The following is a 15,665-nucleotide window of genomic DNA, read 5'->3' as shown; positions in this document are numbered from 1 at the left end:
GGTCATCGATTGTGCGCCACTCGTGGGGTTCGTAGCGTCGGAGCCGTGAGTATTGCGGTTCTTCTTCTCTTCGGGTGCATCACCGGAATCACCACCGTCGCCTTCGGTTTCGGGGTCGGATTCGTCACGGTTCCGGTCGTGTACTGGTTCGTCGGACGGTCGGCGACGGCGCCCGCGGATACGGCGATGCATGTTGCCGTCGCGACCTCGGCGGCGGTGATGGTGGTCAACGCGACGATCGCGACCTACACATATCGCCGGAACGGCGGACGCCGACTGGCGGGAACGGCGACGCTGCTTCCCGCCCTGGCGATCGGTGGACTGCTCGGCGCACTTCTGGCGACGCGCGTCGACGGGGCGGTCGTTCACGCGTTCTTCGTGGTCTACCTCGTCGCCACCGTCGTCGACGTGTCTGTCAGGCGCGGCTTCCTCGCCGCGCCGGCGACATACCGGCGGTCGCCGGGCGGCGCCGCGACCACGATCGGCGGAGTCGTGGTCGGATCCGTCGCGAGCTTTCTGGGAGTCGGTGGCAGCGTGATGACCGTGCCGATCCTGCGCCGACGAGGGATGTCGATGATCGACGCGACAGGCCTGGCCAACCTGCTGACGCTGCCGGTCGCACTGGCCGCGTCGGTGATCTACGCAACCACCGGCCCCGCAGCCGTCGCGTCGGCGACGGGGCTGCGAGTGGGGCTCGTGGATGTGGCCGCAGCAGGGGCGCTGCTGGCGGGTGCCCTACCGGCCATCGCGATCGTCCGACGGTCGATCGGGCGGATTCCGGACCGGGTCCACGCGGTCGGATACATCGGGCTCCTCGTCCTGGTCGCGGCGCTGATGACGGCTCTCCGATGAGTTTGCCCTGCACAAGCGGTCTGAATATATGAGTATTGGGTGGCCCGTATTCGTCAGGCTGTCGAAAGGGACCATGTCATGCAGAAGATCACTCCGTGCCTGTGGTTCGACACCGAAGGGGAGGCGGCCGCGCAGTTCTACACCTCGGTGTTCAAGAACTCGAAGATCCGGAACATCTCCCGTTACGGCCCCGACATGCACCGACCGGAGGGCCTCGCGCTCACGATCGAGTTCGAATTGGACGGGCAGAACTTCACGATCCTCAACGGGGGGCCCGAGTTCACCTTCGACGAGGCGATCTCGTTCCAGGTGAGCTGCGCCGACCAGTCCGAGGTCGACGCATACTGGACCCAGCTCACGGCCGCTGGTGGGCAGGAGAGCCAGTGCGGTTGGCTCAAGGATCGGTTCGGGGTGTCGTGGCAGATCATTCCTGCCGCCCTGGGTTCGTACATCGGGGGCCCGGACTCCGAGGGGGCGCAGCGGGCCACGCAGGCGATGCTGGGGATGCGCAAACTCGACATCGGTGTCATCCGCGCGGCCTACGAGGGATCCTGACGGTTTGGCCCACACCTGACCGGTGCGGTTCGCTGTCCCCATGGGATTCAGCCGCGCCGAACTCGAGTCGTTCCGGGACAAGGAGGTCCCGGACCTGATCGGTCCGGGGTGTCGCCTGCTGTTCGTGGGCATCAACCCGGGGCTGTGGACGGCCGCCACCGGGGCGCATTTCGCGCGCCCGGGCAACCGCTTCTATCCGGCGCTGCTGCGGGGCGGGCTCGTCGACCGGCCGATCGATCCCACCGCCGGCATGTCCGACGCCGACCGCGACCTGCTCGTCCGGCGCGGCGTCGGCATCACGAATCTTGTTGCGCGCGCGACGGCCCGGGCCGACGAGCTCACCGCGGCGGAGTTGCGGGCGGGCGGACAGCGGCTACGCGACGTGGTGGCGACGGTGCGCCCGCGGGTGGTCGCGGTCGCCGGGATCACCGCCTACCGAGCCGCGTTCGGCGCGCGGGCGGCGCAGAAGGGCCGGCAGCCCGACGGCTTCGAGGGTGCCGAGTTGTGGGTGGTGCCGAACCCGAGCGGGCTCAACGCGCACGACACCGTCGACTCCCTTGCACACGCGTATCGCGCCGCGGCCGTCGAGGCAGGGGTGATCGTGGACTGACGTTTTCCGGTGGAGACCGGTCTCGTGCCGTCCTCGCGAATCGGGACACAGTGGGGGCGCCGTCGAGGCACACTCGGAGGATGGCGGAGATCCGGCGCGGACGGTGGCATCGGCTGTGGACCAACGGTCTGATGGTGCTGATCGCGTTGGCGTTCGGGCTGGTGGGAGCCCCCCGCGCGGGCGCGGCGGTCGATTCGGTGATCTTCGCCGGCACCTCGAACCAGGTCATCACGGTCTTCGCCCCGACACCGGAGGCAACAGTCGCGGAACTCACGGCATGGGAGCGGGGCGCCGACGGCGTCTGGCACGCGGTTGCCGGGCCGGTGGTCGCGCAGGTCGGCGCGGAAGGGATCGGGGCGGCGAGCGAATTCTCGGTCCGCACCCCGGCCGGGGTGTTCCCGCTGACCGGGGCCTTCGGCCGGCTTCCCGATCCGGGCACCGCGATGCCGTACTTCCGCACCGATGTGCAGGACTGGTGGGATTCGAACCCCGCCTCACCCGGTTACAACACACACGTGCGGCAGTCGGTCAGCCCGGGCGCCGCCAGCGAGAACCTGTACGCCGCCGGTGCGGCGTACGACTACGCTGCGGTGATCGGATACAACTCCGCGCGCACGCCCGGCGCAGGATCGGCAATCTTCCTGCACGTCACCGACGGCGCTCCGACGGCTGGTTGCGTTGCGATCGACCGTGATTCGCTGGCGTCGATTCTCGGCCGACTCGACCCCGCACGGCACCCGTTGATCGCCATCGGCGTGGGGGAGGCGCCGCGGCCGTGACCGGCGAGGGTTCGGCCCTGCCACTGTTCGCCACCGAACCGACCGCGGCGGTGATCCTCGCATTCGCGTTCGTCGCGTTGCTGTACTCCGAGTACCGGATCGGGCGAACTCATGCCGGCGGTGGCTCACACCGTGACGGATGGACCGGTCCCGCTGTCGGGCTCGGCCTGATGGTCTCGTATGTCGGTGGGGCGGCGGTGAGCGTGCTGGTGTCGACGACGGTGATCACGACGGGCGCGTGGTGGTACTTCTGGATCGGCCTGCTGGTGGCCGCGGCCGGGCAGGGACTGCGGCTGCGGGCGGTCCACGAACTCGGGGCGTCGTTCACATTCCAGGTGCAGACCGCACCGGGGCAGTCGGTGATCGACACCGGTCTCTACCGGCGGATCCGGCATCCGTCGTACACCGGTGCACTGGTGTGCGCGTTGGGATTCACGGTCGCCTATACGAACTGGCTCGCACCGCTGACGGTGCTCGCCCTGGCCGCCGCGTACGTGGTCCGGATTCCACACGAGGAGCGGGTGCTCGTCGACGGGCTGGGGGAGCCGTACCGCCAGTACATGCGCCGGACCAAGCGGCTGGTTCCGTACGTGCTGTAGCCGCGGGACGCCGAAGGCCCGGCGGAGCGAATGCTCCACCGGGCCTTCGGTGTTCGACGCGCAGGCTCAGATGCCGGGGCGCTTGCCGATCGTGAGGGTGACCTCGCCGGTGTGGGCGAAGAAGTCGTTGCCCTTGTCGTCGACGACGATGAACGCCGGGAAGTCCTCGACATCGATCTTCCAGACCGCCTCCATGCCGAGCTCTTCGTACTCGACGATCTCGACGTTCTTGATGCAGTCCAGCGCCAGACGCGCCGCCGGGCCGCCGATGGAGCCGAGGTAGAAGCCGCCGTGCGTGTTGCACGCGTCGGTGACCTGCTTGGACCGATTTCCCTTGGCCAGCATGATCATCGATCCGCCCGCCGCCTGGAACTGCTCGACGTACGAGTCCATGCGGCCGGCCGTGGTGGGGCCGAAGGAACCCGATGCCATGCCCTCGGGGGTCTTGGCCGGACCGGCGTAGTACACCGGGTGGTCCTTGAGGTACTGCGGCATCTCCTCGCCGGCGTCCAGGCGCTCCTTGATCTTCGCGTGCGCGATGTCGCGCGCGACGACCAGCGGGCCGGTCAGTGACAGCCGGGTCTTGACCGGGTGCTTGGACAGCTCGGCCAGGATCTCCGGCATCGGGCGGGTGAGGTCGATCTTGACCGCGGCGCCCTTGCCGGTGCCCGAGATGCCGTCRGTCTCGGCGTCGAGCTGGGTGTCGGTGACCTCGGGCAGGAACTGGCCGGGGTTGAACTCGAGCTGCTCGAGGAAGACGCCCTCGGGGGTGATCTTCGCCTTGGCCTGGCGGTCGGCCGAGCACGAGACGGCGATCGCGACGGGCAGCGAGGCGCCGTGGCGGGGCAGGCGGATGACGCGGACGTCGTGGCAGAAGTACTTGCCACCGAACTGCGCGCCGATGCCGATCTTCTGGGTGAGCTCGAAGACCTGCTTCTCGAGCTCGTGGTCACGGAAGCCGCGGCCGGTGATCGCGCCCTCGGTCGGCAGCTCGTCGAGGTAGTGCGCCGACGCATACTTGGCCGTCTTGAGCGCGAACTCGGCGGACGTGCCGCCGACGACGATCGCGAGGTGGTACGGCGGGCAGGCCGCCGTGCCGAGCGAACGGATCTTGGCCTCGAGGAACTGCATCATCGAGTCCGGGTTCAGGATGGCCTTGGTCTCCTGGTACAGGTACGACTTGTTGGCCGATCCGCCGCCCTTGGCCATGAAGAGGAACTTGTAGGAGTTCTCGTGRCCCTTCGCGGTGTCCGCGTACAGCTCGATCTGCGCGGGCAGGTTGTTGCCCGTGTTCTTCTCGTCCCACATCGTGATGGGGGCGTTCTGCGAGTAGCGCAGGTTCAGCCGGGTGTACGCGTCGTACACGCCGCGCGCGATCGACTCCTCGTCGTCGCCCGGGGTGAGCACGTGCTGGCCGCGCTTGCCCATGACGATCGCGGTGCCGGTGTCCTGACACATCGGCAGCACGCCGGCCGCCGCGATGTTGGCGTTCTTCAGCAGATCCAGCGCCACGAACTTGTCGTTGTTCGACGCCTCGGGATCGTCGAGGATGCTCGCGACCTGCTTGAGGTGATCGGTGCGCAGGTAGTGCGAGATGTCGTGCAGAGCCGTCTCGGTGAGGAGCCGCATGGCCTCGGGCTCGACCTTCAGGAAGGTGCGGCCGTCCGGTCCTTCGACGGTGGACACCCCCTCGGTGGTGAGCAGCCGGTACTCGGTGGGGTCTTCACCGATCGGCAGCAGGTCCTCGTAGAGGAATTCGGCCATCATCTCTCCTGAACACGGGGGTGCGAAGTTCGACGTTCAGGCTAGCCGCGTGGCGCGAGCGGCCCGAATCGGGGCGTCCGGTGCGCGCATATCATCGAGGTGTGCCGAACATCGTGTGTTCGAGGTCACCGCAGTGGACCCGCAGATTTCCGTAGGCTTGTATAAATAACAACCGGATAACGATCTGCAGCGCGTCGTCTCGTGACGAGCCGCAGGGGTTGGGGGCAGCACCGCATATGACTGTCGAAACTGTGGGCGTGGGCCATTCCGTGAATTCCGGCCTCGGCCACGCGTCGGGACTGCATCGGATCCGAGCAGCGCACGCCTGGCTCGACGTGGCCGTCGTCGTCGCGGTGCTCGTATCGACCAATCTCATCGCGCACTTCACCACGCCGTGGGCGAGTATCGCGACCGTGCCGATCTCCGCGGTGATCCTGGTTGCCCTCACTCGCCGCCGTGGCCTGGGCTGGGCCGAACTGGGGCTCTCGCCCCGGCACTGGCGCAAGGGTTCGCTGTACGCGCTCGCGTCCGTCGGGCTGGTGCTCGCGGTGGTCGGGATCGGGATCGCGCTGCCCCTCACCCGCCAGTTCTTCATGGCCGACCGCTACGCCACCATTTCCGGTGCCCTGATCGCGTCGATGATCGTGATCCCGCTGCAGACGGTCATCCCGGAGGAACTCGCGTTCCGCGGTGTGTTGCAGGGGACGCTGTCCCGGGTCTCCGGCGCCCGCGGCGTCTTCGCGGCCGGTTCGCTCATGTTCGGCCTGTGGCACATTGCGTCGTCGCTGGGGCTGACCACCAGCAATCGTGGTCTCACCGGGATCCTGGGTGGCGGGTTCGTCGGCCAGGTCCTCGGTATCGCGGGTGCGGTCGCCGCGACCGCCGCGGCCGGCTTCGTCTTCACGTGGTTGCGCCGCCGCAGCGGCAGCCTGCTGGCCCCGATCGCGCTGCACTGGTCGCTCAACGGCATCGGTGCCCTCGCCGCGGCCCTGGTCTGGCACGTCTCCCTGGGCTAGGCCTTCTCGGTGACGCCCGCGAGCGTGACGCCTCGGAACTCCGAGAGCGCCGCCGCCTGCTCGTCCAGCGAGCGGCGATCGGATTTCGACAGCTTCTCCCACGGCGTCACCTCGATCGAGAGCTTCTTGCCCGATGTCCGCGGCCGCCACAGTCCGACGATCTCGCCGCCGATCGCGATCGCGCCGGGACGCCCGAGCGTGGGCCACAGCGCCTTGCGGCGCGCCTCGTCGGAGACGAGGAGTTCGCGATCCTTCAGCTGCAGATAGGGGTCGAACGGGCCGAGCAGGCGCGCGGATCGATCCGGTGGCGCGGCACCCAGCCCGTCGCGGTCGGAGGCGAGCATCGAGCGCGGCGCGCCCCCGACGACCACGTTCACCGTGTCGTCGGGCCAGTGCGCCTTGACGTCCTTGACCGGGGCGTCGATGTAGGCGGCGACGGCCTTCGGGTCGGCGGGGCCGAAGAAACGCAGGTAGCCGCGGATCACGTCGAACCGCGGATCCCCGTCGGCACCGGTGCGGGTGTACGGCTTCGATCCCCATCCGGGGATGCGTTCGAGAACCGGCGGCGAGGTGTTCGGGCGTAACTCGAGCCCGGCCTGCAGGGCCGCGAGCCGGAACGGCATCTCGTACATGTGGGTGGCGTTGCACGGCCGGCAGAACCGCAGGTACGGCTCGCTCATCCGGGCGGTCAGTGCCGCCGACATCTCGCCCTTGACGGTGGGGGCGTCGACGATCTCCCGCATCGCACCCGCGACCTCCCGCAGCGCGTCGAGCGTCCCGATCCCGGCCGCCTTCAGCGGACGGTTGGCGTCGAAGATGCGTTTGGCGGCGTCGGCGTCCGACAGGGGCGCGGTGGCGACGGCGACCTGCGGCAGGTCCGCCCGCCGGTAGCTGTGCGGGGCGCCGCGCAGCGTCCAGGCGAGCGCCAGGTCGCCGGGGGAGGCCTGCGGTGTGCCGCGCACGAACAGGGCCCACGCGGCGCCGTCGGGTCCGGTGTTCTGGATCCCGAGATCGAGGATGTCGCAGTCGGTGGGTCCGGTGGCGATCCCGCTGCCACGATCGAGTTGCTGGACGTGCCAGCGATACGAGAGCACCTGAGCGCGTGTGACTTCGACAGTCATGGCGCGAGTGTAAGGCCGGTCACTGACAGCTATCGGCTGTCTTTAGACTCCCGGTATGGGAACTGAACCCGCCGAGCAGTTGTCGTTGCGTGAACTGCAGAAGCGTCAGAGTCGAGCGCATCTGCTGGAAGCGGCGGCACGGCTGATCGGTGAGCGTGGGTTCCGGGAAACCACGATCGACGACATCGCCAAGGCCGCCGGGGCGAGTCGGGCCACCCTCTACGCCTACTTCCCGAGCAAGGACGCGATCGTCCAGGCCGTCGTGGAGGAGATGTGGGATCGGGCCGAATCGCTGTACCGGGACTTCGGACGGCTGCCGGATTGGTCGCGGGCCACGATCCGTGCCTGGGTGCAGAGCGTGGTCGACGCGTGGGAAGTGAGCCGCGACAAGCTGCGGGTGCAGGCCGCCGGACTGGTGCGGTTCGACGAGTTCTATCTGGACTACCACCGCCGGTTCGTCGACGCCCTCACCGCGAACGCCGAGCTGTGGAGTCGATTCGATGCCGCCGACGCGGAGCGCCGGGCGCTGCTGCTGATCAGCGGACTGGAGCTGTTCCTCAACACGTGGCTCGTCCGCGGCTGGGACGCCGACCGTGACGGTGCCATCGACACCGTCACGGACGTGTGGTGCGCCGCCCTCACCCGAACATGAACTTGGCCCGCATCAGGCCGCCGATCTCGGCGAGCGCCAGACGGGCACGGACGTGACGGTCGGCGTGCATCAGGAATCCGTGTGCGACACCGGGATAACGTAGAACGGCAGTCTGCACACCGGCGTCGCGCAGCCGGTGTCCGTACTCCTCGGCGCCATCTCGGCTGGGGTCGTGCGACGCGGTGACGATGATGGCCGCGGGCAATCCGGACAGGTCCTCGGCGAGACTGGGCACACCGTACGGATGGTCCGCGCCCGGATCGTCGCCGAGATACAGGTTCTTGGTCCACGCGAAGTCGCCCGCGGTGATGATCGGGCCGTCCGCGAACTCCAGAACCGACGGCCGGGTGTCGTCCCGGTCGATGCCGGCGTAGATGTGCAGTTGGAACACCAGTGGCACCCCGCCCTCCTCGCGGATCTGCAGCGCGGCGCCGGCCGCGAGCGTCGCGCCCGCGCTGTCCCCGGCCACGGCGATCCGCGCCGGATCGGCCCCGAGGTCGGCGGCGTTCGCGCCGAGCCACTGCACCGAGAAGTAGGCCTCGTCGGTGGCGACCGGATACCGGTGCTCGGGGGCGAGCCGGTAGTCCACGCTGACTACGACCGCCTCGGCGGCCTGCGCGAGCATCCGGGCGAGGATGTCGAACGTGTCGACGCTCCCGATGACCAGTCCGCCGCCGTGGAAGTACACGATCGCCGGGAGATCCGGCGCGTCCACCGGACGGTAGATCCGGAGCGGCAGGGGCCCGTGCGGTCCGTCGAGGACGCGGTCCTCGACGCTGTGCATGTCGGGTCCGGGGCGTCGAGGTAGGGCGTCCAGTGCCGCGCGTGCGGCCTCGACGCCGGCCTCGTGCATGGGTACCCAGTTGTCCTGGCGGGTGCCCAGATAGGAAGCCACATCGGGATCGAGCTCGAGCATGATGGGATTCTCCTGGTGATCGGGGGTCAGGCCTGGACCTTGCCGGTGACGTCGGGCGCGATCTTCACCGCGGCCCAGTCCGCGCGCGCCTGGGGGCTCATGCGGCCGACGAACGCGTCGAGGTGCGACCACATGGACGGCGGGATGATCATGTCGTCGGGTTGCATCACCTGATCGATCAGCGCGGGCCAGCTCTCGGGGGAGTGGTCGGAGGCCAGTGCACCGGCCGTCTCGGCCTGAACGACGCGGGCGACGAGACCGCCGCCCACGGCGAACGCCTCGCCGGTGATCGCCGTGTCGGCGTGGAGCAGGTAGGTCGCGAATGCAGCAACGGCTTCGGGCGGGAAGTGCGACTGCAGGAACTCGCCGAATCCGGGCTGCTCGATCCCGGCGGTGGAGCGCGTCCACGCCGACGGGAGGATCGCGTTGGACCGGACACCGTCCCGCGTCCCGAGGATCGCCTGGGTGCGGGTGAGCGAGAGGATTCCGCCCTTCGCGGCGGCGTAGCCCGGCATGGCCGGAGCGCCGAAGCTGCCGCTCGACGAGATGTTGAGGATGCGTCCGTTTCCGTTGGCGGACAGGTGCGTCCAGGCCGACTCGCTGATCCGGTTGGCGCCACGGAGGTGCACGTCGATCAACGTATCGAAGTTGCCACCGGCTCCCGCGTTGTTGATGACGATGTCCAGGCGCCCGAACGCGTCGACGGCGGCCTGGACGATCGCGTCCGCCTCGGTCACGACGTCGCCGGTGACCCCGATCGCGGAACCGCCGTCCTCGGTGATCAGCCGCACGGCCTCCTCGGTGCCGGGGGTGCTGGCCGACCCGCTCCAGTCCCGGCCGAGGTCGTTGACGACCACCGCACAACCCCGGGCGGCGAGGAGGCGGGCGTATGCGAGCCCGAGTCCGAACGTGGACACGCCGGTGATGAGGGCGACTTGTCCGTCGAATCGCAGAGGGTCCATGACAGGCAACACCTTTCGTGTGGTGAATCCGCGGATGCGGGCTCCGCGCGGGTGGCGATGGTGGGACGGTAGCCCACCCGGGACGTCTTCGGTAGACCTTTGGGCAAAAAGTCAGACTGACAGTCTGCTAAACGGGATATTGGTATGGACACGGGCTGTCGGGTGGCCTAATGTCCCGATTCACGCCGCCGCCGGTCCCGGTCATGCGGTAGGTACTCCTGCTCCACGACGAACGCCACCAGGCCTCGGACATTCAGGCCTGCAAGGAGATTCCCATGACATCAAGTACCACTGCACCACGGTTCGCGGCAGACGACTCGGTCGATCCCGGGCTGCTGCGGGCCCACCTTCGCCTCGCTGACCCGGCCGTCCTGTTGGCGGTGCTCGCGCAGCTCACGGGTGATCATGCGGTGCTCGATCGCCACGTCGACGCCATCTCGCACATCTCGGACCCGCCCGAGATGGCGGCCGTGGCGGACAGCGACACGGTCGCCGAGATCATCGAACGTTTGGTGGACGTGCTCGGGTCGGAGGAGCGGCCCGCGCCGGACCTCGCGCCCGACGACCCGGCCTTCTTCGCCCGGCTCGCCCCGCTCGCACTTGGGGTGGCGATGGGCGAGGAGTTCTTGCCGATGCTGCTCGAGCAGGGCGGATTCCACTCCGCCCGACCTGTGCTCCCGCGCACGACGCCGCTGCCCGCCGACCTGGACGTGGCGATCATCGGTGGCGGCCTGGCGGGGATCGCGGCGGCCCTCGCCGCGACAAAGGAGGGCATCGCGTACCGGATCTACGAGCGCAACGAGGACGTCGGCGGAACCTGGCTGATCCAGAACTATCCCGGCGTCGGGGTCGACACGCCGTCGTCGTACTACTCGCTGTCGACCGAGCTGAACCCCGACTGGACCAGCTACTACCCGAAGGGCGGCGAGTACCAGGACTACCTGCGCGGCGTCGCGGACCGGCACGGGATCCGCCGCCACACCCGCTTCGGCACCGAGGTGGAATCGCTGGTCTGGGACGACGCGTCCTACCGGTGGAACATCCACGTGCGCAGCGCGGACGGCACTCGATCGACCGAGCACGCCGCGGCGGTGATCACCGCCGCGGGCTACCTCAACCGCCCGCAGTTCCCTCCGGTGGAGGGTCGGAAGACGTTCGCGGGCATCAGCATCCACTCGGGGGAGTGGGATCCGGCCCTGGACCTGACCGGCAAGAGGGTCGCGGTGATCGGAGCCGGCTGCACGTCGGCCCAGATCGTCGATTCGATCGTCGACGACGTGCGACACCTGACGCTCTTCCAGCGGCAGCCGCACTGGGTCGCGCCCCGCAAGCGGGACAGCGACGACGTACCCGAGCATCATCGATGGCTCTCTCGGCACGTGCCGTACTACGCGAACTGGCTGCGACTCAAGGCGTTCTGGGGATCGGCGGACAGCGCCTACCCGGTGGTGATCGTCGACCCCGAATGGGCCGCGTCGCACCTGTCGATCTCCCGCGCCAACGACATGCTGCTGCAGGACTGCCTCGCTTACATCGACCGGACCTTCGGGGCCGGGTCGGAGCTGGCGACCAAGGTGACGCCCGACTTCGCGCCGTTCGGCAAGCGCATCATCCGGGATCCGGGCGGCTACTACCCGGCGCTCACCCGCGAGCACGTCGAGGTGGTCGCGGCCGAGCCGGCCCGCGTCACACCGGAGGGGATCGTGACCCCCGACGGGGATCTGATCGAACTCGACGCCATCGTCTATGCCACCGGCTTCCACCTGGACTTCCTGTCCACCATGGAGATCCGGGGACGGGACGGCAAGTTGCTCACCGAGGAATGGGCCGGTAACGATCCGCGCGCCTACCGCGGTGGGACCGTGCCCGGGTTCCCGAATCTGTTCATCACCTCGGCGCCCAATGCCAACCCGAGCCATGGCGCCGGCAACAACTTCGGTATCGAGGTGGCGGTCCACTACATCGTCGAGTGCCTGCACCTGCTGGCCGAGCGCGGGGCACGATCCCTCGAGCCGACCCGCGCGGCGTACGACGCGTACGTCGAGGAGATCGATCGCGCCATGGAGAAGACGGTCTGGACGCACACCCCCGGCGCACACACCTACTACCGCAACGACAGCGGCCGCGTGATCGTGGCCAGCCCGTGGCGCCTGGTCGACGTCTGGCAGCAGCACCGGACTCCGATCGAGGAGCACTTCGTCATTCGCTAGCCCACGAGTGAAAGGGAGTCATGTCATGTCTGTTTCGACCTCTGCCGGCGGATCCGACGAACCGCAGGTGTCCACGCGCACTGCCGCGACCGAACGGCCGACCCGATACTGGGTTCGCACGCTTCTGATCCTGCTCCTGCTCACGGAGCAGTCGGCGCTGGGCTTCTCGCTCTTCGCGCCGACCCTGCCGAAGGTTGCCGCCGAGTTCCAGACCACCCAGGTGGTGTGGGTGATGACGGCCTTCACGCTCTCGGGCGCGGTGGCCTCACCCATCATCGGCAAACTCGCCGACCTGTACGGCAAGAAGAGGATGCTCGTCGTCACCGCCGCGATCGGTGCGCTGGGCGCGTTGATCTCGGCGATCGCGCCGACATTCCCGATCCTGGTTGCCGGACGCTTCCTCTCCGGTGCCGGCTTTGCTTGTCTCGCGCTGGGGTACACCCTCATTCGGGACACGTTCCCGACCCGGTTGCAGCCCATCTCGATCAGTATCGCCAATACGGGTGTCGGTGCCGTCGGTGTCGGTGCGCTGCTGCTCAGCGGTGTGCTCATCGACCACCTGGGTATGCGGTCTGTGTTCTGGTTCGCGTTCGGATTCTGCGCGGTCGGCGCCCTGCTGACCTTCTTCTTCGTGCCCGAGACCCCGATTCGTGCACACGCACGCATCGACTGGTTCGGCGCGGTTCTGCTCGCGGCGAGCATGTTCGTCGTCCTGGTCGGACTGTCCCGCGGCAAGGAGTGGGGCCTCACCGACGGTCGCACACTCACGTGCGTCGGTATCGCCCTCGTCGGATTCGCGGTGTGGGTGTGGTGGGAGCGACGCACCGAGGAACCACTGATCCGTCTCGACCTGATCACGAAGCCCGCCCTGCGGTACACCCTCATCGGCGGTGGCATCGCGTACGGTGCCACGACCCTGCTGGCCAGCCTCACCCCGATGCTGCTGCAGGCCCCGGAGAGCACCCCGTACGGCTTCGGGCTGTCCGCCACCGAGATGGCGGGGTGGTTGCTGCCCGGCCAATTGATGATCGTGGCAAGTGGATTCATCGTCGGGGCCACCGCGCGCTCGATCGGTTTCCGCAACCACCTCATCTTCGGCGCGGTGTTCATCGCGATCGCGGCCGCCGTCCTGTCCGCCGTTCCGACGGTTCCTGCGGTCATCGTCGTCGCGTGGATGCTGTTCGGCCTCGGCTGCATGATCTACGCCGCCGTCCCCAATCTCGCTCTGCTGGCGCTCCCGGAGACCGAGCGCGCCGTCGGATCGAACTTCGTCGGTGTCGCGCAGACCCTGGCCGGCACGCTGATCTCCACGATCGGCTTCACCGTCCTCGCCCACTACGTGCTCGCGACCGACGGACAGGGTGTTGCCTACGAATCCGCCGGATTCCGAGGTGCGTTCCTCGTCGCGGCGGGCGCTGCGGCACTCGGCGCGCTGGTGTCCATCGCCGTGCCGAAGATCAAGCAGTCCGTCTCGTCCCTCAATTAGTCTCCCGGAGACATCGAATGCTTCCCGAACCGAGATTCGTCGACACCAACGGCGTCCGCCTCGCCGTCTTCGAGGTGGTGCCCGAACAGGTCACCCGCGACCTGTGAGCACTGGTGGACCAGGATGCCGAGCGCTTCTCCCGGCTCTTCATGCGCCGCGACACCGGTGCGGGTACGAACCTGTCCCGCACCGGCCGGCACGATCCGGAGTCGACGAGCTACATCCACTGGCTCGCCGACGACGAATCCACCTGGCCCGGTGAGGTGGTGCTCGACGCCGAGGAACTGCGGTACTACGAGGACACATACTCGTGGACTCGCTCATCCGGTACTTCTGATGGGGACTGGCGCCCAGGTTTCGGTGCGCCACATTACGCTCAGAGATTGACCTGACATCCGATGGCAGTTCGAGTGTGGACGACACAAGGAGCCAGCCTTCACTCGATACTCTCGCCCGAAGGCTGCCTCCCACCCGTTCGGTGTGGTCGGACCCGATCGTGATGGTGAAACCTGACGTCAGGATCCACCATCACGACGGGCTTCTTGCGTTCGTTACTCCGGGAGTTCGTACTTGTCGATCACGGACTCGAGCAACTCTGCGGCTCGGGAACCGCTGATGACGTCCTCAGGCGCAACCTTGTTGACTGTCTTGGAACTTGCATCCTCGTAAACGTGTTCGCCGATCAATCGGACGTCGTTGTCGTAGTGCCAGACGAATGCGAGCGTGCGACGGACCAGGTAATACGCGTCATCGTCGTACTCCGAAGCACTGCTGGATGTGCTCTCATCGAGACTGCCGAAGACGTTGTCACCAAGCATCTTTCCCGGAACAAACTGACTGAATTCCGCCTCGCCGGCGAATCCCCAGTCCGCGACCGCCATCTTCTGCTTGCCCGTCCACATCACCAGCATGTCCATGCCGGCCAGTGTCTGGTAGAAGCCGCGAACCTCGGTCATTCCGTCGAGGATCACACCTTGGCCGCCTTCGAAGACCCGGTAGTGAGGCGAGTCGACGGTCATATTGGGAGCGAGCAGTTCGTCGTAGCGTCCCGACACCTCCAACAGGCCGTGGCGGCGGTAGTTGACAAGAATCTTGCGGTGGATGGGATTGGTGGTGCTGTCGATGAGGGTGTCGATGTCGTCCATCATGTGGACGAACTCCTCCTCGTACGAGGTTCGGGGGGCTGCTGCCGGCAGGTCGGAAAATGCTGTGCTCATTGTTGTTCTCTCCCTAAAGGTACTTGCTGAGGTCGGGGTAGCTGCCGACTTCGTAGCCGCCGTCGACAACAAGGCTGGTGCCGGTGATGTAACTGGCGCCCGCTCCCGCCAGGAAGATTGCGGGAGCGGCGAGCTCTGCGGGCTGTGCAGGACGCTTGAGAACGGCATTCGCATAGAACTCGTCCATGATGCCTTCGTTCTCGAGGATGAAACCCGCCATCGGAGTCTCGACGAGTCCGGGAAGCACAGTGTTGACGCGGATTCCGTGCCGGGCCAGCTCCAGTGCGGCGTTCTTGCCGAACATCTCCGCGCCGGCTTTGCCCGCGGCGTAAGCGCTTCCGCCGTACAGGGGTAGGTGTGCGTTGACCGAGGAGATGTTGACGATCGCGCCACCGACTCCCGTCCGGATCATGGACTGCGCGACGTATTTGGTACAGAGGTAGACGCCAGTGAGCACCACGTCCATGGTGAAGTGCCAGTCGGCTTCGGCGAGATCGGTGATGGGGGCGGGGCGCAGTCCGCCCGCGACGTTGAACAGGCTGTCGATTCCCCCGAGGGAAAGTTCGGCCTTCTCCACCGCGGCTTTGACGTCGTCTGGTTCAGCGACGCTGCCGGAAAACGTTGTGTAGGAACTTCCGAGCTTCTCGGCCGCCGCGGCCAGACCGTCCTTGTCCAGATCGAAGGCAAGGACGGAGGCTCCGGAGGCGATGAGTTGCTCGGCAATCGCATAGCCGATTCCGGATGCGGCGCCGGTGATGAGTGCTCGTTGAGGAGACTTCGCAGTTGCTGACATGGGTTCCCGTCTTGGATGGCTTTCGGGTGGTTGAAGGCCCGATCATGTTCCGGCTCTTGGATTTCTTCCGGTCTCAAACACCTTGACACCGTGCGGCTGACCAGTAAATTGAGATCCACGACACAGGGTTAAG

Annotated in this window: 16 protein-coding genes; 10 read left to right on the top strand and 6 right to left on the bottom strand. The window is 67.5% G+C overall.

Annotated elements, in window-relative coordinates:
* Positions 1-51 precede the first annotated feature (51 nt).
* The 5 genes from AB4Z09_RS23950 (at position 52) to AB4Z09_RS23930 (ending at position 3,395) form a co-directional block, all read left to right on the top strand.
* On the top strand, positions 52-852 hold the full coding sequence (locus AB4Z09_RS23950; RefSeq protein WP_217487210.1) for a sulfite exporter TauE/SafE family protein: 801 nt from the start codon (positions 52-54) through the stop codon (positions 850-852).
* 78 nt (positions 853-930) lie between these two features.
* Complete coding sequence (locus AB4Z09_RS23945) at positions 931-1,407, top strand: VOC family protein (RefSeq protein WP_174909022.1); 477 nt, start codon at positions 931-933, stop codon at positions 1,405-1,407.
* A 40-nt stretch (positions 1,408-1,447) separates the two neighbouring features.
* Positions 1,448-2,017 (top strand): mismatch-specific DNA-glycosylase, encoded by a 570-nt coding sequence (locus AB4Z09_RS23940; RefSeq protein WP_174909024.1) that lies wholly within the window; start codon positions 1,448-1,450, stop codon positions 2,015-2,017.
* A gap of 80 nt (positions 2,018-2,097) precedes the next feature.
* Positions 2,098-2,796: a L,D-transpeptidase family protein gene (locus tag AB4Z09_RS23935; protein ID WP_174909026.1), complete on the top strand. Its 699-nt coding sequence runs from the start codon at positions 2,098-2,100 to the stop codon at positions 2,794-2,796.
* Entirely contained in the window at positions 2,793-3,395 is a 603-nt protein-coding gene (locus tag AB4Z09_RS23930) for a methyltransferase family protein (protein ID WP_174909028.1), read from the top strand. The genes AB4Z09_RS23935 and AB4Z09_RS23930 overlap by 4 nt, the downstream gene beginning before the upstream one ends.
* 66 nt (positions 3,396-3,461) lie before the next feature.
* Here the strand turns inward: AB4Z09_RS23930 and AB4Z09_RS23925 are convergent, their stop codons facing one another.
* A complete protein-coding gene (locus AB4Z09_RS23925; protein WP_174914541.1) occupies positions 3,462-5,159 on the bottom strand; it encodes a fumarate hydratase in 1,698 nt (565 codons plus the stop codon).
* A 236-nt stretch (positions 5,160-5,395) separates the two neighbouring features.
* Between AB4Z09_RS23925 and AB4Z09_RS23920 the strand changes: the two genes are divergently transcribed.
* Positions 5,396-6,175 (top strand): CPBP family intramembrane glutamic endopeptidase, encoded by a 780-nt coding sequence (locus AB4Z09_RS23920; RefSeq protein ID WP_442240816.1) that lies wholly within the window; start codon positions 5,396-5,398, stop codon positions 6,173-6,175.
* Here the strand turns inward: AB4Z09_RS23920 and AB4Z09_RS23915 are convergent.
* Positions 6,172-7,296 carry a winged helix DNA-binding domain-containing protein gene (locus AB4Z09_RS23915; RefSeq protein WP_442240815.1) on the bottom strand — a complete coding sequence of 375 codons (1,125 nt, stop codon included), beginning with the start codon at positions 7,294-7,296 and terminating at the stop codon, positions 6,172-6,174. The two genes, AB4Z09_RS23920 and AB4Z09_RS23915, sit on opposite strands and share 4 nt — an antisense overlap.
* A gap of 55 nt (positions 7,297-7,351) precedes the next feature.
* Between AB4Z09_RS23915 and AB4Z09_RS23910 the strand changes: the two genes are divergently transcribed.
* Positions 7,352-7,948, top strand: a complete 597-nt coding sequence (locus AB4Z09_RS23910; RefSeq protein WP_174909033.1) for a TetR/AcrR family transcriptional regulator — start codon at positions 7,352-7,354, stop codon at positions 7,946-7,948.
* Here the strand turns inward: AB4Z09_RS23910 and AB4Z09_RS23905 are convergent.
* Positions 7,935-8,864, bottom strand: coding sequence for an alpha/beta hydrolase (locus tag AB4Z09_RS23905; RefSeq protein WP_174909035.1), 930 nt, complete (start codon positions 8,862-8,864; stop codon positions 7,935-7,937). The genes AB4Z09_RS23910 and AB4Z09_RS23905 overlap by 14 nt on opposite strands.
* 26 nt (positions 8,865-8,890) lie before the next feature.
* Positions 8,891-9,826, bottom strand: a complete 936-nt coding sequence (locus AB4Z09_RS23900; RefSeq protein ID WP_174909036.1) for an SDR family oxidoreductase — start codon at positions 9,824-9,826, stop codon at positions 8,891-8,893.
* A 275-nt stretch (positions 9,827-10,101) separates the two neighbouring features.
* Here AB4Z09_RS23900 and AB4Z09_RS23895 point away from each other — a divergent pair, with 275 nt between their 5' ends.
* From AB4Z09_RS23895 to AB4Z09_RS23885, 3 genes are all read left to right on the top strand, one after another.
* Positions 10,102-12,036, top strand: coding sequence for a flavin-containing monooxygenase (locus AB4Z09_RS23895; RefSeq protein ID WP_442240814.1), 1,935 nt, complete (start codon positions 10,102-10,104; stop codon positions 12,034-12,036).
* A 25-nt stretch (positions 12,037-12,061) separates the two neighbouring features.
* Positions 12,062-13,522 carry an MFS transporter gene (locus AB4Z09_RS23890; RefSeq protein WP_114718376.1) on the top strand — a complete coding sequence of 487 codons (1,461 nt, stop codon included), beginning with the start codon at positions 12,062-12,064 and terminating at the stop codon, positions 13,520-13,522.
* A 113-nt stretch (positions 13,523-13,635) separates the two neighbouring features.
* Positions 13,636-13,914: a hypothetical protein gene (locus AB4Z09_RS23885; protein ID WP_442240813.1), complete on the top strand. Its 279-nt coding sequence runs from the start codon at positions 13,636-13,638 to the stop codon at positions 13,912-13,914.
* Positions 13,915-14,073: 159 nt separating this feature from the next.
* Here the strand turns inward: AB4Z09_RS23885 and AB4Z09_RS23880 are convergent, their stop codons facing one another.
* A complete protein-coding gene (locus AB4Z09_RS23880; RefSeq protein WP_442240812.1) occupies positions 14,074-14,670 on the bottom strand; it encodes a hypothetical protein in 597 nt (198 codons plus the stop codon).
* 82 nt (positions 14,671-14,752) lie between these two features.
* Positions 14,753-15,532 (bottom strand): SDR family NAD(P)-dependent oxidoreductase, encoded by a 780-nt coding sequence (locus tag AB4Z09_RS23875; protein WP_174909044.1) that lies wholly within the window; start codon positions 15,530-15,532, stop codon positions 14,753-14,755.
* Positions 15,533-15,665 lie beyond the last annotated feature (133 nt).

The sequence above is a fragment of the Rhodococcus sp. TAF43 genome, assembly GCF_052113525.1.
Classification (GTDB): Bacteria; Actinomycetota; Actinomycetes; order Mycobacteriales; family Mycobacteriaceae; genus Prescottella.
Note: the sequence above shows the minus strand (reverse complement) of the source record. Positions and strands in the feature narration are given on the sequence as shown.

Coding starts and splice junctions, on each gene's coding strand:
- AB4Z09_RS23945 (WP_174909022.1), top strand. CDS start 931: ATGCAGAAGATCACTCCGTGCCTGTGGTTCGACACCGAAGGGGAGGCG.
- AB4Z09_RS23940 (WP_174909024.1), top strand. CDS start 1,448: ATGGGATTCAGCCGCGCCGAACTCGAGTCGTTCCGGGACAAGGAGGTC.
- AB4Z09_RS23935 (WP_174909026.1), top strand. CDS start 2,098: ATGGCGGAGATCCGGCGCGGACGGTGGCATCGGCTGTGGACCAACGGT.
- AB4Z09_RS23920 (WP_442240816.1), top strand. CDS start 5,396: ATGACTGTCGAAACTGTGGGCGTGGGCCATTCCGTGAATTCCGGCCTC.
- AB4Z09_RS23915 (WP_442240815.1), bottom strand. CDS start 7,296: ATGACTGTCGAAGTCACACGCGCTCAGGTGCTCTCGTATCGCTGGCAC.
- AB4Z09_RS23910 (WP_174909033.1), top strand. CDS start 7,352: ATGGGAACTGAACCCGCCGAGCAGTTGTCGTTGCGTGAACTGCAGAAG.
- AB4Z09_RS23905 (WP_174909035.1), bottom strand. CDS start 8,864: ATGCTCGAGCTCGATCCCGATGTGGCTTCCTATCTGGGCACCCGCCAG.
- AB4Z09_RS23900 (WP_174909036.1), bottom strand. CDS start 9,826: ATGGACCCTCTGCGATTCGACGGACAAGTCGCCCTCATCACCGGCGTG.
- AB4Z09_RS23895 (WP_442240814.1), top strand. CDS start 10,102: ATGACATCAAGTACCACTGCACCACGGTTCGCGGCAGACGACTCGGTC.
- AB4Z09_RS23890 (WP_114718376.1), top strand. CDS start 12,062: ATGTCTGTTTCGACCTCTGCCGGCGGATCCGACGAACCGCAGGTGTCC.
- AB4Z09_RS23880 (WP_442240812.1), bottom strand. CDS start 14,670: ATGATGGACGACATCGACACCCTCATCGACAGCACCACCAATCCCATC.
- AB4Z09_RS23875 (WP_174909044.1), bottom strand. CDS start 15,532: ATGTCAGCAACTGCGAAGTCTCCTCAACGAGCACTCATCACCGGCGCC.